Below are 22668 nucleotides of genomic sequence, written 5' to 3'. Positions count from 1 at the left end.
CTTAACTAGCCGCCAACGAAGATCTTGATGAGCTCGTTGACGCAGATATATACAAACGCCGCCGAGATAATGGCCATCAACGTGTTGACGAACCAACCGTTGCGCCACTCGCGCGGCGTGTGCCTTGTGTTGAGCAATATCAATAGGGTGAGGCCGAGGAATGGCATGAAGAATGCGCCGAGGACACCGTAGGCAATAACGAGTGCCGTGGGCTTGCCCAGGAAGAGCAGCAGCATCGGTGGGAAGGTAAGCCACAAGACGAACCAGCGGTAGTACTTGCCACCCATCTGCGTATCGGGGTGTTCCTGGGGCAGCTTTTTGATGTGCCCGACGTAGTCGGCGAACATCATGGAAACGCCGTTCCACACGCCAAGAACGGAAGACAGCGCGGCGGCCCAGAATCCAATCAAGAAGACCGGTGCCATGAAGCTGCCATAGCGGTCACGGAGGACGTCAGCCAGATCAATCAGTCCCTTATCGCCCTTGGAAACAGCGATGTTGGCAGAGTAGAGCAAGTCGCCGCCGATGATGAGCATTGCAGCAACAAAGATGCCGGTGACCACGTAAGCCACGGTGTTGTCGAGGCGCATGACGCGCATCCACGGAGGGGAGTCCCAGCCTTTCTCATGCAGCCAATAGCCATAAGCGGCAAGTGTGATTGTGCCACCCACACCACCGGCAAGAGAGAGCACATAAACGAATGAGCCCTCTGGCAGCGTTGGTACCAAGCCCTTGAGGATTTCTCCGATGTTGCTTAGCGATAGGCAGGCGATTCCCACCACGGTGAGGAACATGATGCCCACCAAGACGGCAATGATCTTCTCGAACATTCGGTATTGGCCGGCCCAGGTTAATCCGAAGCCGATGAGGCCGGAGATGACGGCCCAGGCTACGAGTGGGACTTGCGGGATGAGCGCGTGGAGAGCCATGCCGGTGGCGCTCATGGCGGCGGCACCGTACACAAATCCCCAGATGATGATGTAAGGGGCGAAGTACCAGGAGGTCCATTTACCGAGGGATGACCAACCATGGAACATGGTGTTGCCGGTGGCCAGGGTGTAGCGTCCGACGCCCTCGACCAAGACGATCTTCATGATGGTGCCCGCGATGCAGGCCCAGAGAAGCGCGAAGCCGTACTTCTGACCGGCGATGAGTGTGGCGACCAAGTCACCAGAACCAACACCGGTTGCGGCGGCGACGAGGCCAGGTCCGATTACTTTCCACTTCGGTACGTCTTTATGCCCACTAGCGGGAGGTGATGAGGATGCGGGGGTGCTCATGGGTGCGCCTTCCTGTAAATCGAAATGTTTTACAGGTCACAATAGAGTAGCGCCCGGCGCTCTGGTGTGGTTTTGAGCACTCGACTTTGTAACCGGGCGGCTTTGGCGCCGCTGAGTGCGACTAGTGAAGGCACGACTGGTGAAGGCGCGATTAGTGGAGCAGGAGCTTGGCTGTCAGCAGCATCATGACGCAGCCGATGGCGAAGTTGACGTAGCGCCAGGTAGTGGGCTTTGCCAGGACGTGGGACAGTTTGAAGGCGCCATAACCCACGGTGGGGAACCAGACTGCGCTCGCCATGATTGCGCCTGCAGCGAAGACCCAGCGTTGATCGCCGTAATGCTGGGCGATACCGCCGAGCATCACCAGGACGTCGACGTAGGCGAGTGGGTTGAGCCAGGTTAGAGCCATGGCGCCCATGACTGGCTTGACCCAGGTGCGCGACTTGGTGCGCTGCTTGGTCATGACGGTGGTGGCGCCGCCAAGCTCTGTTTCATTAGGGGCAGACGGGGGCGTGCTTGAAACGACGAGTGCTTCCTGTTCCTTTTTGAATGCATCCCGGAAACAGGTAAAGCCAAAGTAAATCAGGTAAGCCGCGCCGAGGTACTTCATGATGATCAGGCCGGTGGGGAACTTCTCCACGAGCACGCCCATGCCGCCTACGCCGGCGTTGATGAGGATGACGTCGCTAAGCAAGCAGGCAAGGATTATGGCACCGATGTGGTCGCGTTTGACGCCCATCTTGATGATGTAGGCATTTTGGGGGCCGATAGCGACGATGAGGGAGAGGCCAAGGAGGAAGCCTGCGAGCAAAACTGACATGCTTTTAGTGTGCCCACGCTGCAAGCTGAAGTCCAGTTAAAGAAACTAAACCTAGTTTAGAATAGCTTCATGAACCCAGTCCATTTGGAAACTTTGCTGGCCATTGTTGAGGAAGGCAGTTTTGAGGATGCCGCCGCTGTGTTAGGAATCACTCCTTCGGCGGTGAGCCAGCGTATCAAGGCGCTCGAGCACAACACCGGTCGCGTGCTCTTGCATCGCGCCACTCCGGTCACTGCCACGGAGGCAGGAGAGATTCTTGTGCAATCTGCCCGGCGCATGGCGCTGGTGCAGGCGGAGACCGATGCACGCTTGCAGACGAGGCTTTCCCGTGTGCCCTTGACGGTTGCAGTGAACTCGGACTCCCTGGCCACCTGGTTCAAGGAGGTGGTGCGTGATGTCGCGACGCGCGGCGAGGTGGCCCTGCGTATCCGTATTGAGGACGAAGCTCGTACGTTGGCGATGCTGCGTAGGGGAGACGTGCTTGGTGCGATTACGCGCGAGCACACTCCCGTTTCAGGTTGTGAGTCGACGTACCTCGGCACCATGCGCTATTTCGCGGTGGCGGCGCCCTGGCTGGCGGAAGGCTTTGATAGTTGGGAGACGCTGCCGCTGGTGGGCTATGGTCCCAATGATCAGATTCTGGACGACGCCATGCGCGAGCGCTTCATCGATTCGCACGTCATTCGTGCCCGGGTTTCCCAGGTGCCCTCGTCGGAGGGCTACTTGGACGCGGTGCGCTACGGGCTGGGCTGGGGCTTGATCGCCGAACTCCAAGCGCGGCCGCTGTTGGACAACGGGGAACTGGTGCTTCTCGACGATAAGCCAATGGACGTTGAGCTCTATTGGCAGCGGTGGCGCTTGGAGTCGGAGGTTTTGGAGGAGTTAACGCAATCCGTGGTGGCTGCGTCGAGCGTCCTCCGCGGGCAGTAAGGAGACTCGCCTTTTAGTAGGTTGCAAACAGTGCCTGCTGGAAGCTCTCCGGGTTCTTGACCTCTTCACCTTTAGGCACTGGGCCAGGAAGGACGGTGCCTGCGGCGAAAGGCTGACTGCCGAAACGGTCACGGTCGTGGTCTTCCATGAGCCATTCCATGTTCGGGCCGACAGGAACGATCTTCGTCGGGTTAATCTCGGTGTGGACGATGAAGTAGTGTTCCTTGATTTCGGTGAAATCGGTGGTGTCTCCGAAACCTGGGATCTGGAAAAGCTCCTGTAGATAGCCACGGATATTTGGCATCTCAGCCATCTTGGTCCGTGAGCATTTGAAGTGGGAATAGTAGACCGGATCAAAGCGTATGAGGGTAACGAAGAGGCGGATGTCAGTTTCCGTGATGTGATTTCCGACCATATAGCGCTGTTTGTCTAGGCGTTCCTCGACCCAATCAAGTGCCTCCCACAATTGGACGTAGGCAGCCTCGTAAGCCTCTTGGGAGCCGGCAAAGCCACAGCGGTATACGCCGTTGTTAATGTTGCGGAAGATGTAGTCGTTTATTTCTTCCATTTCAGACGCGTGCTCCTCGGGGTAGAGGTTTGGCGCACCTGGGGTCTGGAACTGGGACCATTCCTTGATGAAGTCACGGACGATGGAAGGGTAGTCGTTAGTGACAACGCGCTTGGAAGATTCCTCCACGATTGCTGGAACAGTGATGCCGCGTGGGTACTCGGGGAAGCGGTTGAAATAGGCATCCTGGAGACGAGGAATGCCCAGTACTGGATCCACCCCGCCCTCATCGAGGTCGAAAGTCCAGGAACGAATGTCGTGGGTTGGGCCGGCGAGGCCGAGTGAAATTGAGTTTTCCAAACCCATGAGGCGGCGGGTGATGACAGCACGGTGCGCCCATGGGCAAGCGCGGGCGGCAATGAGGCGGTAGCGATCTGCTTCCATTGGCCAAAGGAAGGTGCCGTCTTCTTGTGCGGTTACCTCGGAAACCTGGGAAGAGATGCGGTCCTCGATGTAGTTGGTGTCGCGGATGAACTCGCCGTCGGGCGAGGCATTCTTTGCGTCGCCCGCCCAGTCCTTATCGTTTGTGGCTGTCACAGTTCATTCCTTTGGGTTGATGTTTTGATTCTTAGAGCATTGAAAAATGCGGGCAGGTAGGTAAACCACCGATTTTGTTAACGTGTCAACAAAATATATTTTTGATGATACATACTCAAAGTTGCGATGGCAATATGGTTCCGGCCGCGCCTATTTCGGGGGCTTAAAGGATTTTGCGGCCGCGCCGCGCCGTGTGATGTGCACCATTAGTGCTGTATGCTGCCCTAAGTTGGAGGTATGAGCGATAAGAATGTACCCGATAAAGCGACGAGCTTCGACGAGGATCTCGATCTCCCGACCTATAGCCGCGACAAGGCCGCCGCAGATGCGGCTGCGGACAATGCCGACGCCGCTACCGAGGTCACTCCCGCGGCTGCACCAACGCGGTCCCGGCTATTCCAACGTCCGGGCCGAGCGGAGCCGCAGGAAATCAAGCCCAAAGAACCTAAAGTCCATGACTCGGAACCTGCTGAGACTGCATCTGTTGAGCCCGAGCCCACCGAGGTCTTCGCGTCTGCCTCAGAGGCTGACTCTACAGTGGCATCTCAGGCTGTTCAGGCTCCGGAGAACGGGCACAAGGAAGGCGAGGGGCTGTCCTTTGACTCTTCTCGCAAGCATTCGCAGGCCGCTCCAGTCGCCGCCCCTGCAGGTGAGCCTATAGCTGAAGATGCTGAACCGGCTGCGGAAACAAAACAGTTCGTTGCCCCGCGCGATGAGGAGCCCGCTGTTGCCGAGGATCGGGCAGAAGATTCCTCTTATGACGATGCTGACTTTGCTCCCACGGCTGTTGCCGCTGCGGCGCCAGCGGCAGCGACCACCGTTATGCCGGCCAGCGTCTCGGATGTTGACCTAGAGGCAGAGACAGAGGAAGAAAAGTCGGATCGCCTCAAAGCGGAACAGGCCGAGCGTGATGGATACCGCGAGTACGGCCGCCGCGGCACGATTGACTTCGGTCTTCTCTTTGTGCGTATTGCATTGAGTGCTTATCTGCTTCTGGCTGGCGCAACGACCTTCTTTAAGCTGGGTGGCGGCGAGGGGCTATCCGGCCTCGAGTCTGAGTTTGCCAACTATGCATTTGCGTCGCCGTTGGCCATTGCTGTGCCGGCTATGCAGCTGATCGCGGGTGCATTCCTCCTGCTGGGCCTAGTCACGCCGTTGGCTGCGATGGTCGGCCTTGTCGTCACCGGCTTTATGGCTCTCCACGAGCTGGCAGCTTCGGGCGCGGGACTCGATGTCTTTACTTGGCCAGAGTCTGTGTGGCTGTCTTTGGTGCTTTTTGTCATCGCTATCGCGCTTCAGTTTACCGGCCCTGGCTTTATTTCTTTCGATGTCAAGCGCTCGTGGACCCGCCGTCCGCTGGCCACCTCTTGGATCTTCGTCATCATCGGTATCGCCGTGCTTGTCGCACTGTGGTGGTTCGGTGCGGGAGTTAATCCAATCGCTTAATCGCTCTGAATCCGCCTGCCAGAATAACGGTGGGCGGATTTTCTTTTGTCTTTCCCCTATGCTTGCTGGCGGTGGGGGTAGCGCCAGAGCAATGGGGATGGCCTGTATTTGCGGTGGTCATGGTCGTGGCTGTTGCCGCGTGCATTTTTGCTTGGAAGAAACGCTCCAAGACCCGCATGTCTTATCGCCAAGACCCACGCAAGGAACCTAAGCCGGACAAGAAATACTATGCCGGGATGGCAGTGCTGTTTGCGCCTGCTCTGCTTATGTGGGCTTTTGATGAAAAGATATGGCTTGGGATCGCCGCAGCTTTCATCTGGGGCTGCGCGATGTTTTGGGCGCTGCAAAGCGATGCGCTGGATCTAAACAAGAGGGCGAGCCGCAATGCGTGAGTCACTATCTGCTCTAAACCCCATCATCCAGCCACTTAACCGATTCAAGATCTGTGCGGCGCTCAGGGCTTTCGGGGCAGTCGAGGGCCAGCAGCGGAAGGAGATGCGTTTCGGTGCGCTGCGCGATGAAACGGGACTCACAGATGCGATGCTGTCGAAGCAGCTGAAGGTCTTGGAGGAGGCAGGCTTTGTTACCCGCTTCCGCGAGTACGGCTCAACGCGCGCCAAAGACACCGTCTGGGTCATGCTGACCGCAGAAGGAAAAACGTGTTTAATTCTCACTTAGCGGCGCTGCGGGAAATCGCAGGCGACGGTGTTACATAACGCAGGCAGTAGGCAAAAAGTGCTACTACGATGAAGGTCAACCACACAAAGTCGTCCACGAGGAACTTCTGATAGAAGGGCTGGCCGTGCACGTCAATGGAGTCACCGAACCACCACTTTGGTGGCACCGTAATGACCATCGCGCCCCACGCTGCCATAACCGCTAGGAAGGAGCCTGCGACCCACGTGTTGTTGCGCCATGTCCATGCACGGTAGGTGAAGACCGGGATAACGAGTGCGAGCCAGACCCAGTGGTGAGACCAAGAGACTGGGGAAATCAGCAGCATGACTAGTGCGGTGACCAGCTGGGCGTCGATAAGCATGTTGCGTTTGAGCAATGCCAAGATGAGCAGCGAGCCTACGGCGACCACCGCAAGCGCCAGCACCAGCCAGATGATGTTGATGAGGGTTCCGTTGGCCTCCATCGACTCCGTGGAGGGGAACAGGCGCTGCACGACCGCCTTGAGTGAGCTGTTGGACTGGTAATCGGTGGCCACGCCGAAGTCGGCGCCCGAGCCCATGTCGAGCAGCTTTGAGGTAAAGAACTCTACGAATGCCTGCCAGCGAACCGCTGCGGCTGCCAGCGTGGCCGCGGCTGCAGTGCCGATAGCAATCAGGATCGGCTTAAGCTCCTTGCGCAGCAAGAAGTAGAGCAGCATTGCCAGGGGAGTGATCTTGATGGCTGCAGCGAGACCGATGAGGATGCCCTGCGGTAGCCAGCGCTTGCGCGGAACGAGATCGAAGATGACCAGGGCCATGATGACGATGTTGACCTGCGCAAAGCCGTTGTTGAGGCGAATTGGTTCGAAGGCCATCGTCAGAGCCCAAACCAGGGAAACCACCGGCAAGAGCCATGTGCGGTCCTTGAGCAACGCGCGGAAAATGAAATACAGGCAGGCGAGCACAAGTACGTCCGACAACACGTTCATGATGTTGCCGGCCATGTCGTGGGTAATCCAGTCAGGCGCCGTGAGTGGCACCATCGCGAGCGCGCCGAATGGCGGGTAGATGAAGGGTAGCGCAATGTCGCCGGCCATCATGGGCTCCGAATACATGGAGCGGCCCTCGAGATAAGCCTTCACGCCTTCCCGGTAGATGACCATGTCGATGGGGAAGTCTGTCATGCGCACATGCAGGATCATTCCCACAGTTCCGGCAATGAGGCCGAACAGCGTTAGTGCCCATTTCAAAGTTGTATTCGCGGGTTTCATCGGATTCAACAATAGGACACTTTCGCCCATGCGCTGCGTAGGACGTGGCGCATGGGCGAAGTTAGTTGGAATAAGCAGCGGGAACGCTTAGTTCACGTGGCCATCCACCACGCGGACGGCACCGCGGTCAGCGGAGGTTGCCATGTTGGCATAAGCGCGCAGAGCCTTGGAGACAGGGCGGTTGCGCTCAACCGGGGTCCATGGCTTTTCGCGCTGCTCTTGCGCTTGGCGACGTCGCTTCAGCTCCGTCTCATCAACGTCCAAGGAGAGCTTGCGCTCGTGGATGTCAATGGAGATGGTGTCGCCGTTTTCAACCAAACCGATGAGGCCGCCGTGGGCTGCCTCAGGGGAGATGTGGCCGATGGATAGGCCGGAAGTGCCGCCGGAGAAGCGGCCGTCCGTGATGAGCGCGCAGGCCTTGCCCAGGCCCGAGCCTTTGAGGAAGGACGTCGGGTGGAGCATCTCCTGCATGCCTGGGCCGCCGGCCGGGCCCTCGTAACGGATGACGATGACATCGCCCGCCTGCACCTCGCGCTTCAAGATGATGGAGACGGCCTCTTCCTGGGACTCGACCACGCGGGCCGGGCCGGAGAACTTCCACAGCTCTTCCTCGACACCAGCAGCCTTGACGATGGCGCCGTTCGGTGCGAGGTTGCCGCGCAAGACCACGAGGCCGCCGTCGGAGGAGAAAGCGTGTTCTACATCGTGGATGCAGCCATTGGCTTGGTCGGTATCCAGCGACTCCCAGCGGTTGGACTGGGAGAAAGGCTCGGTGGTGCGCACGCCGCCCGGTGCGGCGTAGAAGAGCTCGCGGGCCTTGTCTAGAGCCTTGTCGTTACGGATGTCCCAGTCGTCCAACCACTGTTCAGCGTTGTCGTAGAGCGCGGTGTGCACCTTCAGGTTGAGGTGGCCGGCGCGACGTAGCTCGCCAAGGATGGCGGGGATGCCGCCGGCACGGTGGACGTCCTCGATGTGGTAGGTGCCGTTAGGCGCGACCTTGGACAGGCACGGTACGCGGTAGGAGATCTCGTTGATGTCCTCCAAAGTGAAGTCCACCTCGCCCTCCTGCGCAGCGGCCAAGGTGTGGAGGATGGTGTTGGTGGAACCGCCCATCGCCATGTCGAGTGCCATGGCGTTGGTGAAGGCTTCCTTAGTGGCGATGCTGCGCGGGAGGACGGATTCGTCCTCCTCGCCGTAGTAGCGGCGGCACATGTCCACGATGGTGGAGCCGGCCTCTTCAAACAGCGCCTTGCGGGCTGTGTGCGTGGCCAGGGTGGTGCCGTTGCCCGGCAGTGCCAAGCCGAGTGCCTCGGTCAGGCAGTTCATGGAGTTGGCGGTGAACATGCCGGAGCATGAACCGCAGGTAGGGCAGGCAGACTGCTCGACGGTGAGCAGATCCTCGTCAGAGACGTCGTCGCTTGCCGACGCCGTGATAGCGGTGATGAGGTCGGTCGGGGCCTTGGCGACGCCGTCGACTACGACGACCTTGCCTGCCTCCATGGGGCCGCCGGAGACGAAGATGGTGGGGATGTTCAGGCGCAGTGCTGCGTTGAGCATGCCCGGGGTTATCTTGTCACAGTTGGAGATACACACCAGTGCGTCCGCGGTGTGGGCATTGACCATGTACTCGATGGAATCAGAGATGATTTCACGTGAAGGCAGGGAGTACAGCATGCCCTGGTGGCCCATGGCGATTCCGTCGTCGACAGCGATGGTGTTGAACTCCTTTGGGACGCCACCGGCTGCGCGGACCGCATCGGCCACGATGTCGCCCACATTTTTGAGGTGAACGTGGCCTGGCACAAACTGGGTGTAGGAGTTAGCAATCGCCACGATTGGCTTGCCGAATTCGTGCTCCTGGGTGCCGGTTGCGCGCCATAGGGCACGCGCACCAGATGCCTGGCGGCCAACGGTGGTTACTTTCGAGCGCAGCGGAAACATGGGGTGATAATCCTTTATCTCTATGGCGTGCTACTAGACGCTTACTGGTGGGCTGAGAAGGTCGTTAATGCTCAGCTTTGGGGGCTCGCTCGGGGTGTTTTTCGAGGTATTGGCTGTATTCTTCCTTGGACATGAGAACCTGCTGACCATCGCGGTGCACGATCACCACTTTCTCGTCGGCGGCGTCACGCCCGGCGGTTAGCGCATCGGGGATGCGGCCGCGGGAGGCGTCGGAAAGCCTTGGCAACGAATTGAAGGTGACGCCCGGAAGCGTGAACTGCTTTCCGGACTTCGTGCGGGCGAATGCTTTGGCACGCTGGAAACCAATGCCTGCGAAGTTGTCCCAAGAGATGTTTTGGGAACCCTTGAAAGCGTAGCTGATTGCAATGCCCTTTTCGGAGACACGAGTGCGGGACTTCAATACCCACCAGATGCACAACACTGGAACGATGAGCAGCCAAGCCAGATACTTGGGAGCCCAACCGATGCTGAGCAGTGCGATGGCGGATAAAAGAATGATGCCCAAAATGTGGTCTCGAGCGGGCTTGAATTCCTCTGCCTGGGCGTGGGTGGCCCGGGCCTCCGAGGCGGGAGCGGAGTCGGCGTTCTGTGGGTGAGATGACGTCATAGGTGCTTATGCTAATTGACTTTGCCCCCTCCGTGCTAACCGCCCCACCTGTGCTATCTCGCAAAATGGAACGTCGCTCCCAAAAGTGGGGGTATTTCCAGTGGACCGATATCTATATGTGTATAGTAATTCCCATGATCATTATTCGACTTCAGCTAGTAGTACCGGCGCGGCGTTTGCCGTAACGGGTTGCCGAATCAAACTTCAGCGACGTCGAAAAGCAAGCGCCCTCGCCAACTTCTTAGCGGAAGTTGAGACGGGGGCGTTGGCATTTTCTGGTCAGTTCAGCAAAAGTGGCACCGCACCCGGGGTGTTTCATTAGCAAACGGACATCCCACCATCCCCGGGTTGTCACCCAAAGCAGATACAGCAATTCATCAACAAGGAGCTCATTCCCCGTGGCAGCTACACATCCGCCCACCCCGGCATCGGTGGCCTCTGTTAAGAAGCAAGGGGCCGAGATTATCACCGGCGCGCAAGCGATCGTCCGCACCCTAGAAGACCTAGGCACTGACCTAGTATTCGGCATTCCGGGCGGCGCAGTGCTGCCGCTCTATGATGCATTGCACCATTCCACCAAGCTGCGCCACGTGCTCACCCGCCACGAGCAGGGTGCGGGTCACGCCGCAGAAGGTTATGCCCAAGCCTCCGGCAAGGTGGGAGTGATGATCGCGACCTCCGGTCCGGGTGCAACCAACTTGGTTACGCCGCTTGCCGACGCCAACCTGGACTCCGTTCCTGTTGTGGCCATCACCGGCCAAGTGGGCACCAGCCTGCTGGGGACGGACGCGTTCCAGGAAGCAGACATCCGCGGCGTGACGATGCCGATTACCAAGCACAATTTTATCGTTACTGATCCGCAGCAGATTCCCACCGCTATCGCTGCAGCCTTCCACCTGGCTTCGACTGGACGTCCTGGACCGGTGCTAGTTGATATCCCGAAGGACGTGCAGAACGCCACGCTCGAGTACGTGTATCCGCCGCAGATTGAGCTGCCGGGTTATAAGCCCACCACTACGCCGCATCCGCGTCAGATCACGCAGGCTGCAAAGTTGATTGCTGAGGCTGAGGCGCCTGTTCTCTACATCGGCGGCGGCGTCATCAAAGCGAATGCCTCTCGCGAGCTGCTGGAGTTTGCCGAGCTTTCTGGGATCCCGGTTGTCACCACCTTGATGGCGCTGGGTTCCTTCCCCGATTCGCACCCGCAGCACATGGGTATGCCGGGCATGCACGGTACGGTTCCGGCGGTGGCTGCGATGCAGCGCGCGGATCTGCTTATCGCTATTGGTGCGCGTTTCGACGACCGTGTTACGGGCGATACCGAAACCTTCGCGCCGAACGCACAGGTTATCCACGCGGACGTGGACCCGGCCGAAATTGGCAAGATCCGGGAGGTGGCCGTTCCAATCGTCGGTGATGCCCGCGAGGTGCTGCTGCAGTTGACCAAGGCTTTCCAGAATGATGCGAAGCTCAACCCACCGGCGATCGGGGAGTGGATGGCCTACCTGGAGGATCTAAAGAAGCGTTTCCCGCGGGGCTATGAGCCCACGCCGGACGGTTTGCTCAATCCGCAGTTCGTATTGGAAAAGCTCAGCTCCATCGTCGGCGCTGAGGCAATCTATTGTGCCGGTGTGGGCCAGCATCAGATGTGGTCTGCTCAGTTTATTGACTTTGAAAAGCCGCGGACCTGGATTAACTCCGGTGGTGCGGGCACGATGGGCTACGCGGTCCCCGCTGCGCTGGGTGCTAAGGCTGCTTGCCCGGATAGGGAAGTGTGGGCTATCGACGGCGATGGCTGCTTCCAGATGACCAACCAGGAGCTGACCACCGCGGCGGTGGAAGGCTTTCCATTCAAGGTGGCTGTTATTAATAACGGCAATTTGGGCATGGTGCGTCAGTGGCAGACACTTTTCTACGACCAGAACTACTCCAACACCAAGCTGCGTGAGCACGATGAGTATCTCCCGGACTTTGTCAAGCTCGCGGAGGCGCTGGGCTGCGAGTCGATTCGCGTCACCAAGGAAGAGGAAGTCGAGCCGGCCATCAAGCGGGCGCGCGAAATCAACGACCGTCCAGTGGTCATCGACTTCATCGTGGGGCAGGATGCTCAGGTATGGCCGATGATTGGTGGTGGCGCTTCCAATGAGGAGATCCAGTATGCATTGGGACTGCGACCACTATTTGATGAGAACGAGTCCGCTGCTGAGGATCCCGCAGAAATCCACGAGATGGTCGAGGAGGCCTAAGAATAATGGCAACGAATGAAATCACCCGCCACACCCTGTCCGTCTTGGTGCAAGACATCGAGGGCATCATCTCTCGCGTTGCGGGTATGTTTACCCGCCGTGGCTACAACCTGATCTCGCTAGTTTCTGCGCGTACGGAAACGGAAGGCATCAACCGTCTTACTATCGTGGTCGATGCTTCCGACGTCGTCATTGAGCAAGTTACCAAGCAGCTCAACAAGATCATTCCGGTTCTCAAAGTTGTGGAACTGAAAAAGGAATCCACCATCGCTCGCGCCATTATGCTGGTGAAGGTCTCTGCAGACAACACCAATCGTCCGCAGGTGGTTGATGCGGTCAACATCTTCCGCGCGCGCATTGTCGACGTCGCGCAAGAGTCCGTGGTTATTGAAGCCACTGGTACACCCGGCAAACTGCGGGCGTTGCTTGATGTCTTGGAGCCTTTTGGTATCCGTGAACTTGTCCAATCGGGTCACGTGGCGCTGGGACGCGGACCAAAGACGATGGCTCCTTCGAAATAAATATCTCACATCGTGAACAAACCATCCCGTTGTGTGGTACAACTATAGGTAGTTCACCGCACAGCAATATCTATGTAAGGAATACTGACATGGCAATCGAGACTTTCTACGACGCTGACGCAGACCTCTCCATCATTCAGGGTCGCAAGGTCGCCATCATTGGTTATGGCTCCCAAGGCCACGCACACGCACAGAACCTGCGTGATTCTGGTGTTGAGGTTGCGATTGGTCTGCGTGAGGGCTCCAAATCCCGCCCAAAGGCTGAGGAGGCCGGCTTTAAGGTTCTCACCAACGCTGAGGCGGCTAAGTGGGCAGACGTCATCATGTTGCTGGCGCCGGATACCTCCCAGGCACAGATCTTCTCCGAGGACATTGAGCCGAACCTGGAGGGCGGCAACGCGCTGTTCTTCGGCCACGGCCTGAACATCCACTTCGGGCTCATCAAACCGGCAGAGAACATCACCATCGGCATGGTTGCCCCGAAGGGCCCAGGCCACCTGGTTCGCCGTCAGTTTGTTGACGGTAAGGGTGTTCCTTGTCTTATCGCTACCGAGCAGGATCCGAAGGGGGAGGGTCACGACCTTTCCCTGTCCTACGCTGCGGCAATCGGTGGCGCTCGTGCGGGTGTTATTCCGACCACCTTCAAGGACGAGACCGAGACCGACCTCTTCGGTGAGCAGGCTGTGCTCTGCGGTGGCCTCGAGTACCTGATGATGGCGGGATTTGAGACCCTGACCGAGGCTGGCTATGAGCCGGAGATGGCCTACTTTGAGGTTCTTCATGAGATGAAGCTCATCGTCGACCTCATCTGGGAGGGCGGCCTGGCCAACATGAACTACTCCATCTCTGATACCGCTGAGTTCGGTGGCTACGTTGCTGGACCGCGCATCATTGACGATTCCGTTAAGGCTCGCATGAAGGACGTTCTTACCGACATTCAGGATGGCACCTTCGTCAAGCGCCTGGTTGCCAACGTTGAGGGCGGCAACAAGGAACTCGAGGATATGCGCGCTAAGGTTAACGCACACCCAATCGAGGACACCGGTGCCAAGCTGCGTGACCTCATGAGCTGGGTCAAAAACCCTTTGGACGCTACCGCCTAAGAATTCGCAGGTGAAAGCGTTAGACACCCTTTTTCAATAGGCGGGGATCCCGCAAAAATCCCGCAATAGATACGAAAGCGCCCCGGCGATTTGATTAGATTCAAGAGCCGGGGGCGCTACTGCTGTTCTGCTACTCGCCGACCGCCCGCAAAGCCGGACGGCCTGGCGATAGGTCTTTGCCCACATGGGCGCTAATCGCCGCCGTGATACGGTCCTGCGAACCTGAAAGCACATGCGCATACGTAGACAACAAAACATTGGGAGAATGCCCCATCACGTGGGCCACGTCCTGAAGGGGATGCGGACGAAATCTTGGAGGATTTCCCGTATGATTAATGTGCGATACACGGATGCCCAGCGGCTCAAGGCTTAGAGGTATTTGATAGAACATTATCTGCTACCGATTAAACCAGCAGGGGTTTCACATCAAACCTGAGCGCTTCAGAAAGTGGGTGGAAAGAGGAGCGTTAGCGACGCGAAAACAAGCGGATGGGGTTAACTTATATGAAGTAAACGAGGTTCACGATGTCTTGCGCATCAGAAACGGCTACAATCAAAAGCCCATAGAACCGTGACCGTCTAGCGAAAGGAGTAGTGATGTCAGATGGCACGCCGGAAGATGAACTTCCAGACGCGGAGTCGGAAGCTACTAGCGACGACGAACAGCGGGGAAAAGATTTACGGAGTGAGAACTCCGAGGCCCGAGACCCTGGTCGTGGAGGGCTGGAAAGACACCGGTCGAGCATTGACGAGTGCAATGCAACAGATCCCGATCTCGAGGTAATAACTCCAGACGAAGAACGCCAAATCACTTCGGCTGAGTTCCAAACGATGATAGCGACTCACACAGGGCCGCTACCATGAGTAAACGATTTCGCTGGGTATGACGATGTTCTTCCCGGTGCTGCGGATCGTATTGTCCAGATGGCCGAGAAATCAATTGATGCCTACCATCAAACTGCTTCGGCTGATGCAGAAATTCAAAAAGCAACTGCTCGTTCGATTGACAATCGAGGATTAATTGAACGACGTCAGCAAGGGTTGTTTTCAGCGGTTGCCATCATCGCTCTTCTTGGCACGCTTATTATGGCTTGGTTCGACAAACCGGTCCCCAGCGTAGTGGCGCTAATTGTTACTGCTGCAAGTGCATACATGGCGTATCGCACGGGCAAAGAAGGTCTGCAGGTGAATCCAGTGCGACACGATGGGGAGAATGACGACTGAGTTTTGTCACGCTGTGTGATATAATCGATGCGACTATTTATATCCTGCCACCGGCGAGGGTGTCTGTCCGTTTGAGTACGGGGGTTGATTTACAAGTATGCGGCGAACCTGTTGGGGTAGGCCACGGATAGCTGATTGATTGCCTGCTTCCAGTTGCTGGTCTTGCTGCCTTCGATAGGTTGCTTGGCTGAAGCAGAAGCTTTGGCTCCTTCTTTAGCGCGGCGGGCAGGACGACGGTTCTCGATGTTACAGATCATCAACCACAGCGTCTTCACTGCCGCTGAATCCGACGGGAACTGAACTCGGTTTCGTGTTGTTTTTCGCAGCTGACTGTTCATCGATTCGATGGAATTGGTGGTGTAGATAACCTTCCTTGCCGCTGGCGGGAACTGCAGGAACGGAATGAACCTGTCCTACGCGTCGCGCCAGACTTTCACTGATTACGGATACTTCTGGCCAAGCTCGCTGGTCTCAAACTCATCGAGTGCACGTCGAGCTTCATTCTCGTTGACAGCGGTATAGATGCCTCGTAGTTGCTTCGAGATCTCTTTCCGGTCGCCGGAGGCTACCCACCTGTTAGCGGCACGAATCAGATGCACCACTCAGGTTTGGACCATGGAGTCCGGCTAGGTTGCCTGGATTGCTTCGGGAAAACCTTTCAGTCCGTCACAACAGACAATAAAAACATCGTTGACACCGCGGTTGGCGATTTCTGCGCATACCTGCGACCAGAATGCTGCACCTTCATTGGTAGCTACCCACAAGCCCAAGATGTGCTTGATGCCTTCCATGTCCACACCGACAGCCATGTAGACCGCCTTGTTGACGACGCGTCCGTTGTCACGGATTTTTACACGTAGGGACCTGACCCCTTTTTGGTGGACACCTGATATCCAGCCCGGTTGGGTTGGGAAGAAAGGTAAACTACCATTATGTCCAGGTACTCCGAACAGTTCAAACGCGATGCTGTGGCCCTCTATGAAAACAATAAGGACCTCTCGCTGAACGCAGCATCAACAGAGCTCGGTATCAACCGTGCCTCGCTTCATTCTTGGGTCAAGAAGTACGGCACCGGCAAACGTGCCCGCACGAAGGCCATGCGCGACAACGCCAAGGAGACGACTGATTCCGAGCGAATCCGCCAGCTCGAAAAAGAAGTCTCGAAGCTGCGCGAAGAACGCGATATCCTGCGCAAGGCCGCGAAATATTTTGCTTAAAGAGACACGCTGGTGATCCGCTTCCAGTTTGTCTATGACCACCGAACCGAGTACTCGGTCAAGCGGATGTGCCATGTGTTAAAGCTCAATCGCTCCTCGTTCTACAAATGGCTCAACACCCGCGAAAAACGCAGGTTAAAGACGTGTTCGGATGCTCTTATTGGTGCAAGAATCAAGGCCATCTTCGATGATGAGCACGGGCTTTATGGTGCTAAACGCATCGCTGCAAGCCTCAACGACGATAAGGACTTTCCTCCGATCAATCACAAGAAGGTCGCACGCATCATGAAATCCATGGGGCTAAAAGGCTTTACCAAGCGCCGCCGATGTGTCACTACCAGGCGCAAGCCTGGACACCGCGTCATGCCAGATTTAGTAGGCCGTAAATTCACAGCCAACGAGCCAAACCGTGTTTATGTAGGCGACATCACATACCTGCCGTGTAAGGGCGGCAAGAACATGTACCTGGCCACAGTCATTGACACTTACTCGCGGAAACCTGCAGGTTATGCGCTCGCAGACCACATGCGTGTCTCACTGGTCGTCGAGGCTTTGTCCCATGCCAGCACAGTCCGCGGAAGCCTTGACGGGGCTATTTTCCATTCTGATCATGGAAGTGTGTACACCTCACAGGCGTTTAGGGACCACTGCGCCTGGCTTGGTGTACGCCAATCCATGGGAGCGGTAGGAACGAGTGCGGATAATGCCCTGGCAGAGTCCTTTAATGCCGCCTTAAAGCGTGAAGTCTTGCGTGATCGGAAAGTCTTTGACAATCCGATCGCCTGCCGCCAGGAAGTCTTCCGGTGGTGCATGCGCTACAACACGCGCAGGCGACACTCCTGGTGCAACCTTCTAGCCCCCAATGACTTCGAAGCACTCACATCAGCTACACTGACCAAAGCAGCATAGCTAACCCCCGACGTGTCCACTTTCCGGGGGTCAGGCCCAATAAATGCTAACGCGCTTGATCTATGCGAAGACAGAGATCGGGAACACCCCCCGGATCATTTTCAGACAGGGACGAAAATAAGCCATACCGAAGCCAGCGACTAGTTCCACTGACACAAGGCAGAAGGAACGCAGATAAACATAGCCTGCCCCAGCATGGGGCTAGGAGTACGAATCCTGGGCTCCTTCAAGCGGAACTGCCAACAACGTAATGGGATTAGGCTGGGATCTGGCGCGGGTCAGGAGGCGCAGCAGGAGAGTTTGGAGACGTCGGTGGTGAAGGACTGTGCGGCGATTTTGATCCCTTCGGCCATGGTCAGGTATGGGCACCAGAGGTTCGCGACCTGGTCAACGGTCGTGCCGGCCTCGAGGATGTAGACTCCGGCGGCGGCCAGGTCACCGGCCTCCTTGCCGACGGCGGTGATCCCCACAATCCGTCCGGTGTCGGCGTCGGCGACGATTTTGATGAAGCCGCGGGTGTCCCGGTTCACCAGTGCCCGGGGAACGTATTCCAGGGGCAGGACCCGGCATTCACACCGGATGCCCGCCTCGTTGGCTTCCTTGTCGGTCATGCCGACCGCGGCCAGTGACGGGCTGGTGAACGTCACGCGGGGCAGGTGCCGGTAGTCGACCTCGCGCCCGGCGTTGTTGAAGGCGTTCTCCACCATCAGGGTTCCGTGGGCGGACGCGACGTAGACGAATTCTCGGTGCCCGGTCACATCCCCTGCGGCCCAGATCCTGGGGTTGGAGCTGGCGAGTGTGCTCTCGACCAGGATCTGGCCGGTGTCGCCGGTCTTGACGCCGACGGCGTCCAGGTTCAGTCCGTCGGTGACGGCGCGTCGGCCGGTGGCTACCAGCAGCTTTGCGGCGCGGAATTCCTCCTGGCCCCCGGCGACCGTGGCGGTGACAAGGACCTCTGCGCCGGCGGGATCTGTGCGGACCGAAGTTACGGCTGCGCGGCGGACCACGCGGATGCCCTCGTCGGCGAAGACGCCCATCAGCGCACGGGAGGCTTCCGGTTCCTCGTGCGAGGCAAGCCTGGAGCGGACCAGCAAGGTCACTTTGGATCCGAGGCGGGCAAAAAGCTGCGCCTGCTCCAGGGCCACGTACCCGCCGCCGAAGACGATCAGGGACTCGGGCACTTCGTTCAGTTCCATGGCGGTGGTCGAGGTCAGGTAGTTGACTTCATCCAGTCCCGGCACCGGGGGTGCCCACGGGGTCGAACCGGTCGCGACCAGATAATGGGCGGCGGTCAGGGAGTCGCGGGTGCCGTCGGGTCCGGTGATTTCCAGGACCGGTTCCTCCGGGGTGCCGGCGAACACCGCGGTGCCCTGGCGCAGGTCCCATCCGTAGTCGGCGGCCAGATCCACGTATTTATCCGAGCGCATTCGCTCGACCAGGGAGCGTTTCCCGTCTATCAGTACACCCATGTCCACCGGGGCGGCGGAAGTGCTGATCCCGGGGAACCTTCCGGTCGCATCCACAGCGACATGCCGGGCTTCGGCGGCGGCCAGCAGGGCTTTGGAGGGAACGCACCCGGTGTTCACACAGGTCCCGCCCACCGTGGAGCGTTCGATCATCACGACCCGATAGCCCAGCTTGGTGGCCCGGATGGCGGCGGCGAAGGCGCCGCCTCCGGAACCGATCACGGCTAAATCAAAATCTGGTGCTGCCTCAGGCATTAGTCCTCCTTGGAGTCTCGAATGAACACCCCGGGGGCGTTCCTTTTTGCATGCTGTCCCCAGTCTGCACCTTCCCCTGCACGGGAAGGTCAAGAACGGGAGCGAAGAGATCGGTGTTGCTACGGAAGTGTTGTGTCAAGAAATTCCTTCAGGGCATCGGCTTTCATGGGCCGGGAATCGGCCCGGCCCAGGATGTCACCGTCAGGTGCGATGACGACGGTACTGTCCAGGGATGTGACCGCGTACTTTTGGGTGAGTTCCCCGGTCCGGTCGACAACGAAGGGGTATCCGGGTGTGCCGGCCATTTCGCGGAACTGGTCCACTTGGGTTTTTGTGTTCTCCGGCGTCACGTCCACGGCGACGAAGTCTGCCTTATCGGCATATTCCTGTTCCAGTTCCTTCATCGCTTCTGCCTGCGGAACGCAGGTATAGCACCAGCTCGCCATGAAATACAGCACTGTCGGGCGGGTGGAAGGGACGGTGAGGGCCTTGCCGTCCACAGATGTGATCTCGATCCTGTCCACGTTGTTTGCGCCCGCTGGCCCGGCGGCGGGAGCGGTTTCGCTCCCGCGGTTCAACGCAGTGAGGGCCAGGACCAGGATGAGGGCCGCGGCCGCTACGACGGCAGTAATGGTGAAGATCCGCCGGTGGTTTCTGGTCGTTGTCATGGGTTTCCTTTCTGGTTGGTGCGCCCTGGCGCCGTGTCGGGAAGAAGATGTTCCGGGCCGCAGCACGCTTCGGTGCTGTCGCTGCTCTCAGCCCCATCCGTGATTGCGCTGTTGTCCTGTGCCTTGCTTTTACTGCGGCGCCGCAGGGCCAGGGCCGCGGCGGCGAGGACGGCGGCCACCGCGGTGAGGGTGATGATGGGCCAGTTGCCCGAGATGAAACCGGACAGCGCCACGCTGGCTTCGGTGACCGTCCCGCCCATGATCTCCCCGGCCTGCCCGCCGGACAGGGCCGGAACCCAGTAGAGCAACAGGTAGATCCCTGCGAGGATAAGCGCGGCTCCGCCGAGACGATTAACAAACGGCAGGATCCTTCGGACGTGGCGTGCCAGGACGTCCCGCGCTACCGCTGCACCGAGGGACAGAAGGACCAGCACCACCGAGGAGCCCAAGGCGTAGGCGGCGAAGACCGCCAGCAGCCCGGCCAGGCTCCCGGTGGACACAGCCTGGGCGACAACAGCCAGCAGCAGGGCCAGGCTGCAAGAGAGCGCAGCCACCGCATAGGCCACCCCGTAGCCAAAGACCGCCCTGAGGCCCGAACTGGTCCCGTCCGTCTTCAGAATCCGGGGCAGGTTCAACCTCGCCCCGGGCAGCTGCCATCCGAACACCATGCCAAGGCCGGCAACCACAATAACCGCTCCGATCAGCGCCGCCGCCCAGGGAAGCGCCGACGCCACCGACCGCAGGCCTACAGCGGCGAGCAGGCCGGCCGTAACAAAGACAGTGGCGAAACCGGCGCTGAGGGCAACCCCGGCCTGAAGACCTGCAAGCAACGGCCGCTTCCGTCCCGCACCGGGGCCTGAACCAATGAAATACGCCAGATAGGTTGGCAGCATCGCAAACCCGCATGGATTCACCGTGGCAAGCATTCCGGTCAGAAAGGCCAGACCCAAAACACCCGTCATCCCTGTGACCCCGCATCCTCAGAAGCACCGGCCCGGGACTGCCCGGACCGCTCCTGCTCCGACGATGAATGAGGTGTTGGAGTAGAACCCGCGGACAGGCTGGCCCCCGGGCGGGAACGGGCGCAACAATCCGTCCCCGGGCTGCCCCGACGCTGCGCCCGCAGGAGCAGGGCCCCCGCGGCAAGGGCTGCGGCGGCAAGGGCTGCGGCGGCAATGAACCAGAGGTTGCCGGCCATTGCGCCGGCCGCGGCGAAAACACCGGCTGCAGCCGTCAGAACGGGTACCCCGCAGCACACCAGCGCCACCATCACAACACCAAGGAAGGACAGCAGAGTGCCTGCCGCAAGCACCAGGCCAGAGCGCTTCCGGCCCTTCACTTTTATTGACATGATCATCCCTTCATATGTCCGGCTCGTGTCCGGGACCCCGACAGGGGACCCCAACACGAAACCGGACGGCCAGTAGTACGTCACACCCCATTATCAACCTTCCACTAAGGGGGAAGGTCAAGCTGGCGACGGGACCTGTTGGTTTGCGGGTGCCGATGCGGAACGTTCCAGTACGATGGAAGGGTCATATGCGATTTTTTGGAACGAGATGAGGACCCGAAATGCGAATCGGTGAAGTTGCTGATGCTGCCGGTATAACAACCAAGACGATCAGGTTCTATGAGGACCGGGGCCTGCTCCCACCGGCTGAGCGCTCGGCCAACGGCTATCGTGACTACACCCACGACACCCTCAGCCGCCTCGAATTCATTCGCCGCAGCCAAGTCGCCGGGCTGACACTGGCGCAGATCCAGGGCATTCTGCGGATCCGCGATAGCGGTTTGACGCCTTGCACCCACGTACGGGATGTCCTGGGGAAACAGTTGCAGGACCTGGACCGGAAAATCGCGGAGCTCACCGCGCTCCGGGTGACCGTGGCCGAACAATATGCAACCGCCGAGGTGGCCGACCCTCAGCGCTGCGATGCTGAACAAATCTGCAGTTACATCTGAGCCCGCCGCAGGCTAAGGGGCTTCACTGAGCCGGCTCCCGCCGCGGCCAGTGCCGTCCGCAGTTACGCAGCACCCGGCTCCACGGCACGGAAGACCTCCGTGCCCGCGGCGTCTAGGATTACAGCGGTGCTTACCTGGTTTATCCGGTAGGCGGTGATGAGCCGCGTATCGGTATCAGAGGCAAAGGCCAGGGATGACGCCCCATTTCCGGCCAGGAATTCCCTGATTTCATCGGCCGTCTCGTAGGACGCGATGTCCACCGCGACATAGTTCACGGCAGCAGGAGAGCTTCGCTGGACCTTGGCAAGCGCCCGGGCTCCCGGCTCGAAGGTCAAGCCCCATGGTGATGCCGTGGCCCGGCGAGTAAGCGAGGTCAGGCCGGTTGGCGGCGGCTTTCGGTGGGAATGATCTGGGGTAGGAACCGGACGTAGAGGATCATTCTCTGATTCTTATCCTCTCCGAGACAGATAACACTTGTAAAAGTTGATTACACCCTATTGTTACGCCGGTTCGGGGTTGGGGCCTGACCCCCGGAAAGTGGACACGTCGGGGGTTAGCTATGCTGCTTGGGTCAGTGTAGCTGATGTGAGTGCTTCGAAGTCATTGGGGGCTAGAAGGTTGCACCAGGAGTGTCGTCTGCGCGTGTTGTAGCGCATGCACCATCGGAAGACTTCTTGGCGGCAGACGATGGGATTGTCAAAGACTTTCCGATCACGCAGAACTTCACACTTTAAGGCGGCATTAAAGGACTCTGCCAGGGCATTATCAGCACTTGTACCCACCGCTCCCACGGATTGGCGTACACCAAGCCAGGCGCAGTGGTCCCTAAACGCCTGTGAGGTGTACACACTGCCGTGATCGGAATGGAAAATAGCCCCGTCAAGGCTTCCGCGGACTGTGCTGGCATGGGACAAAGCCTCGATGACTTGGCGGTTTTCGGGTTCTCCATCAGCCGGCGGCTGATATCGGCGACGCGCTCAGCGTCACTATGTTTCTTCGGGGGCTTAGGCAGTCATTGTT

Annotated in this window: 20 protein-coding genes and 3 pseudogenes; 10 read left to right on the top strand and 13 right to left on the bottom strand. The window is 58.7% G+C overall.

Annotated elements, in window-relative coordinates:
- Positions 1 to 5: 5 nt before the first annotated feature.
- Together I6I72_RS01215 and I6I72_RS01210 are read right to left on the bottom strand one after the other, a co-directional pair.
- Positions 6 to 1280 (bottom strand): Nramp family divalent metal transporter, encoded by a 1275-nt coding sequence (locus I6I72_RS01215; RefSeq protein WP_049063720.1) that lies wholly within the window; start codon positions 1278 to 1280, stop codon positions 6 to 8.
- 151 nt (positions 1281 to 1431) lie between these two features.
- Positions 1432 to 2100 (bottom strand): LysE/ArgO family amino acid transporter, encoded by a 669-nt coding sequence (locus tag I6I72_RS01210; protein ID WP_005532131.1) that lies wholly within the window; start codon positions 2098 to 2100, stop codon positions 1432 to 1434.
- Positions 2101 to 2169: 69 nt separating this feature from the next.
- Here I6I72_RS01210 and I6I72_RS01205 point away from each other — a divergent pair, with 69 nt between their 5' ends.
- Positions 2170 to 3030, top strand: coding sequence for a LysR family transcriptional regulator ArgP (locus I6I72_RS01205; RefSeq protein WP_005532133.1), 861 nt, complete (start codon positions 2170 to 2172; stop codon positions 3028 to 3030).
- 13 nt (positions 3031 to 3043) lie between these two features.
- Here the strand turns inward: I6I72_RS01205 and I6I72_RS01200 are convergent, their stop codons facing one another.
- Positions 3044 to 4135, bottom strand: coding sequence for a glutathione S-transferase C-terminal domain-containing protein (locus I6I72_RS01200; RefSeq protein ID WP_005532135.1), 1092 nt, complete (start codon positions 4133 to 4135; stop codon positions 3044 to 3046).
- 237 nt (positions 4136 to 4372) lie between these two features.
- Between I6I72_RS01200 and I6I72_RS01195 the strand changes: the two genes are divergently transcribed.
- Genes I6I72_RS01195 through I6I72_RS01185 form a run of 3 tightly spaced genes read left to right on the top strand, consistent with a single transcriptional unit; the run spans position 4373 to position 6259 of the window.
- A complete protein-coding gene (locus I6I72_RS01195) occupies positions 4373 to 5581 on the top strand; it encodes a DoxX family protein (protein WP_049146444.1) in 1209 nt (402 codons plus the stop codon).
- Between the two features lie 29 nt (positions 5582 to 5610).
- On the top strand, positions 5611 to 5973 hold the full coding sequence (locus I6I72_RS01190; protein ID WP_129721017.1) for a hypothetical protein: 363 nt from the start codon (positions 5611 to 5613) through the stop codon (positions 5971 to 5973).
- Positions 5966 to 6259: a winged helix-turn-helix transcriptional regulator gene (locus I6I72_RS01185; RefSeq protein WP_005532140.1), complete on the top strand. Its 294-nt coding sequence runs from the start codon at positions 5966 to 5968 to the stop codon at positions 6257 to 6259. Before I6I72_RS01190 ends, I6I72_RS01185 begins: the two co-directional genes overlap by 8 nt.
- Here the strand turns inward: I6I72_RS01185 and I6I72_RS01180 are convergent.
- The 3 genes from I6I72_RS01180 to I6I72_RS01170 all read right to left on the bottom strand — a co-directional run bounded on the left by I6I72_RS01180 (position 6252) and on the right by I6I72_RS01170 (position 10077).
- Positions 6252 to 7508 carry a glycosyltransferase family 87 protein gene (locus I6I72_RS01180; protein ID WP_049146448.1) on the bottom strand — a complete coding sequence of 419 codons (1257 nt, stop codon included), beginning with the start codon at positions 7506 to 7508 and terminating at the stop codon, positions 6252 to 6254. The two genes, I6I72_RS01185 and I6I72_RS01180, sit on opposite strands and share 8 nt — an antisense overlap.
- Before the next feature lie 87 nt (positions 7509 to 7595).
- Complete coding sequence (ilvD, locus tag I6I72_RS01175) at positions 7596 to 9449, bottom strand: dihydroxy-acid dehydratase (RefSeq protein ID WP_049146450.1); 1854 nt, start codon at positions 9447 to 9449, stop codon at positions 7596 to 7598.
- 64 nt (positions 9450 to 9513) lie between these two features.
- Entirely contained in the window at positions 9514 to 10077 is a 564-nt protein-coding gene (locus I6I72_RS01170) for a PH domain-containing protein (protein WP_005532144.1), read from the bottom strand.
- A gap of 398 nt (positions 10078 to 10475) precedes the next feature.
- Between I6I72_RS01170 and I6I72_RS01165 the strand changes: the two genes are divergently transcribed.
- The 4 genes from I6I72_RS01165 (at position 10476) to I6I72_RS01150 (ending at position 15171) form a co-directional block, all read left to right on the top strand.
- Positions 10476 to 12323, top strand: a complete 1848-nt coding sequence (locus tag I6I72_RS01165; protein WP_065420389.1) for an acetolactate synthase large subunit — start codon at positions 10476 to 10478, stop codon at positions 12321 to 12323.
- A gap of 5 nt (positions 12324 to 12328) precedes the next feature.
- Complete coding sequence (gene ilvN / locus I6I72_RS01160; protein ID WP_049063709.1) at positions 12329 to 12844, top strand: acetolactate synthase small subunit; 516 nt, start codon at positions 12329 to 12331, stop codon at positions 12842 to 12844.
- A gap of 89 nt (positions 12845 to 12933) precedes the next feature.
- On the top strand, positions 12934 to 13947 hold the full coding sequence (gene ilvC / locus I6I72_RS01155) for a ketol-acid reductoisomerase (RefSeq protein ID WP_049146452.1): 1014 nt from the start codon (positions 12934 to 12936) through the stop codon (positions 13945 to 13947).
- 924 nt (positions 13948 to 14871) lie between these two features.
- The gene (locus tag I6I72_RS01150) at positions 14872 to 15171 is read left to right on the top strand and encodes a hypothetical protein (RefSeq protein WP_005532151.1); all 300 of its coding nucleotides are present in this window, start codon (positions 14872 to 14874) and stop codon (positions 15169 to 15171) included.
- Positions 15172 to 15260: 89 nt separating this feature from the next.
- Here the strand turns inward: I6I72_RS01150 and I6I72_RS01145 are convergent.
- A pseudogene (locus I6I72_RS01145) lies at positions 15261 to 16034 on the bottom strand (IS256 family transposase); the annotation flags it as partial.
- A 69-nt stretch (positions 16035 to 16103) separates the two neighbouring features.
- On the opposite strand from I6I72_RS01145, the pseudogene I6I72_RS01140 reads away from it, so the two are divergent.
- Positions 16104 to 17297 (top strand): annotated as a pseudogene (locus tag I6I72_RS01140) (IS3 family transposase).
- Between the two features lie 278 nt (positions 17298 to 17575).
- Here the strand turns inward: I6I72_RS01140 and merA are convergent.
- From merA to I6I72_RS01120, 4 genes are all read right to left on the bottom strand, one after another.
- The gene (gene merA, locus I6I72_RS01135) at positions 17576 to 19018 is read right to left on the bottom strand and encodes a mercury(II) reductase (RefSeq protein WP_201807313.1); all 1443 of its coding nucleotides are present in this window, start codon (positions 19016 to 19018) and stop codon (positions 17576 to 17578) included.
- A 119-nt stretch (positions 19019 to 19137) separates the two neighbouring features.
- Positions 19138 to 19686, bottom strand: a complete 549-nt coding sequence (locus tag I6I72_RS01130; protein WP_005532161.1) for a TlpA family protein disulfide reductase — start codon at positions 19684 to 19686, stop codon at positions 19138 to 19140.
- Positions 19683 to 20648, bottom strand: coding sequence for a cytochrome c biogenesis CcdA family protein (locus I6I72_RS01125; RefSeq protein ID WP_005532162.1), 966 nt, complete (start codon positions 20646 to 20648; stop codon positions 19683 to 19685). The genes I6I72_RS01130 and I6I72_RS01125 overlap by 4 nt, the downstream gene beginning before the upstream one ends.
- Positions 20645 to 21037, bottom strand: coding sequence for a hypothetical protein (locus I6I72_RS01120; protein WP_049361040.1), 393 nt, complete (start codon positions 21035 to 21037; stop codon positions 20645 to 20647). Before I6I72_RS01120 ends, I6I72_RS01125 begins: the two co-directional genes overlap by 4 nt.
- Before the next feature lie 227 nt (positions 21038 to 21264).
- Here I6I72_RS01120 and I6I72_RS01115 point away from each other — a divergent pair, with 227 nt between their 5' ends.
- Positions 21265 to 21648, top strand: coding sequence for a heavy metal-responsive transcriptional regulator (locus I6I72_RS01115; RefSeq protein ID WP_370445677.1), 384 nt, complete (start codon positions 21265 to 21267; stop codon positions 21646 to 21648).
- 62 nt (positions 21649 to 21710) lie between these two features.
- On the opposite strand, the gene I6I72_RS01110 is transcribed toward I6I72_RS01115, so the two are convergent.
- Positions 21711 to 21983: a hypothetical protein gene (locus I6I72_RS01110; protein WP_005532165.1), complete on the bottom strand. Its 273-nt coding sequence runs from the start codon at positions 21981 to 21983 to the stop codon at positions 21711 to 21713.
- 222 nt (positions 21984 to 22205) lie between these two features.
- Positions 22206 to 22574 (bottom strand): annotated as a pseudogene (locus I6I72_RS01105) (transposase); the annotation flags it as partial.
- Positions 22575 to 22668 lie beyond the last annotated feature (94 nt).

It is taken from the genome of Corynebacterium striatum (assembly GCF_016728105.1).
Lineage (GTDB): Bacteria > Actinomycetota > Actinomycetes > Mycobacteriales > Mycobacteriaceae > Corynebacterium > Corynebacterium striatum.
The sequence above is the reverse complement of the archived record's forward strand: the minus strand, read 5'-3'. Positions and strand labels throughout refer to the sequence as shown.

Coding starts and splice junctions, on each gene's coding strand:
- I6I72_RS01215 (WP_049063720.1), bottom strand. CDS start 1,280: ATGAGCACCCCCGCATCCTCATCACCTCCCGCTAGTGGGCATAAAGAC.
- I6I72_RS01210 (WP_005532131.1), bottom strand. CDS start 2,100: ATGTCAGTTTTGCTCGCAGGCTTCCTCCTTGGCCTCTCCCTCATCGTC.
- I6I72_RS01205 (WP_005532133.1), top strand. CDS start 2,170: ATGAACCCAGTCCATTTGGAAACTTTGCTGGCCATTGTTGAGGAAGGC.
- I6I72_RS01195 (WP_049146444.1), top strand. CDS start 4,373: ATGAGCGATAAGAATGTACCCGATAAAGCGACGAGCTTCGACGAGGAT.
- I6I72_RS01185 (WP_005532140.1), top strand. CDS start 5,966: ATGCGTGAGTCACTATCTGCTCTAAACCCCATCATCCAGCCACTTAAC.
- I6I72_RS01180 (WP_049146448.1), bottom strand. CDS start 7,508: ATGAAACCCGCGAATACAACTTTGAAATGGGCACTAACGCTGTTCGGC.
- ilvD (WP_049146450.1), bottom strand. CDS start 9,449: ATGTTTCCGCTGCGCTCGAAAGTAACCACCGTTGGCCGCCAGGCATCT.
- I6I72_RS01170 (WP_005532144.1), bottom strand. CDS start 10,077: ATGACGTCATCTCACCCACAGAACGCCGACTCCGCTCCCGCCTCGGAG.
- ilvN (WP_049063709.1), top strand. CDS start 12,329: ATGGCAACGAATGAAATCACCCGCCACACCCTGTCCGTCTTGGTGCAA.
- ilvC (WP_049146452.1), top strand. CDS start 12,934: ATGGCAATCGAGACTTTCTACGACGCTGACGCAGACCTCTCCATCATT.
- I6I72_RS01150 (WP_005532151.1), top strand. CDS start 14,872: ATGGCCGAGAAATCAATTGATGCCTACCATCAAACTGCTTCGGCTGAT.
- merA (WP_201807313.1), bottom strand. CDS start 19,018: ATGCCTGAGGCAGCACCAGATTTTGATTTAGCCGTGATCGGTTCCGGA.
- I6I72_RS01130 (WP_005532161.1), bottom strand. CDS start 19,686: ATGACAACGACCAGAAACCACCGGCGGATCTTCACCATTACTGCCGTC.
- I6I72_RS01125 (WP_005532162.1), bottom strand. CDS start 20,648: ATGACGGGTGTTTTGGGTCTGGCCTTTCTGACCGGAATGCTTGCCACG.
- I6I72_RS01120 (WP_049361040.1), bottom strand. CDS start 21,037: ATGTCAATAAAAGTGAAGGGCCGGAAGCGCTCTGGCCTGGTGCTTGCG.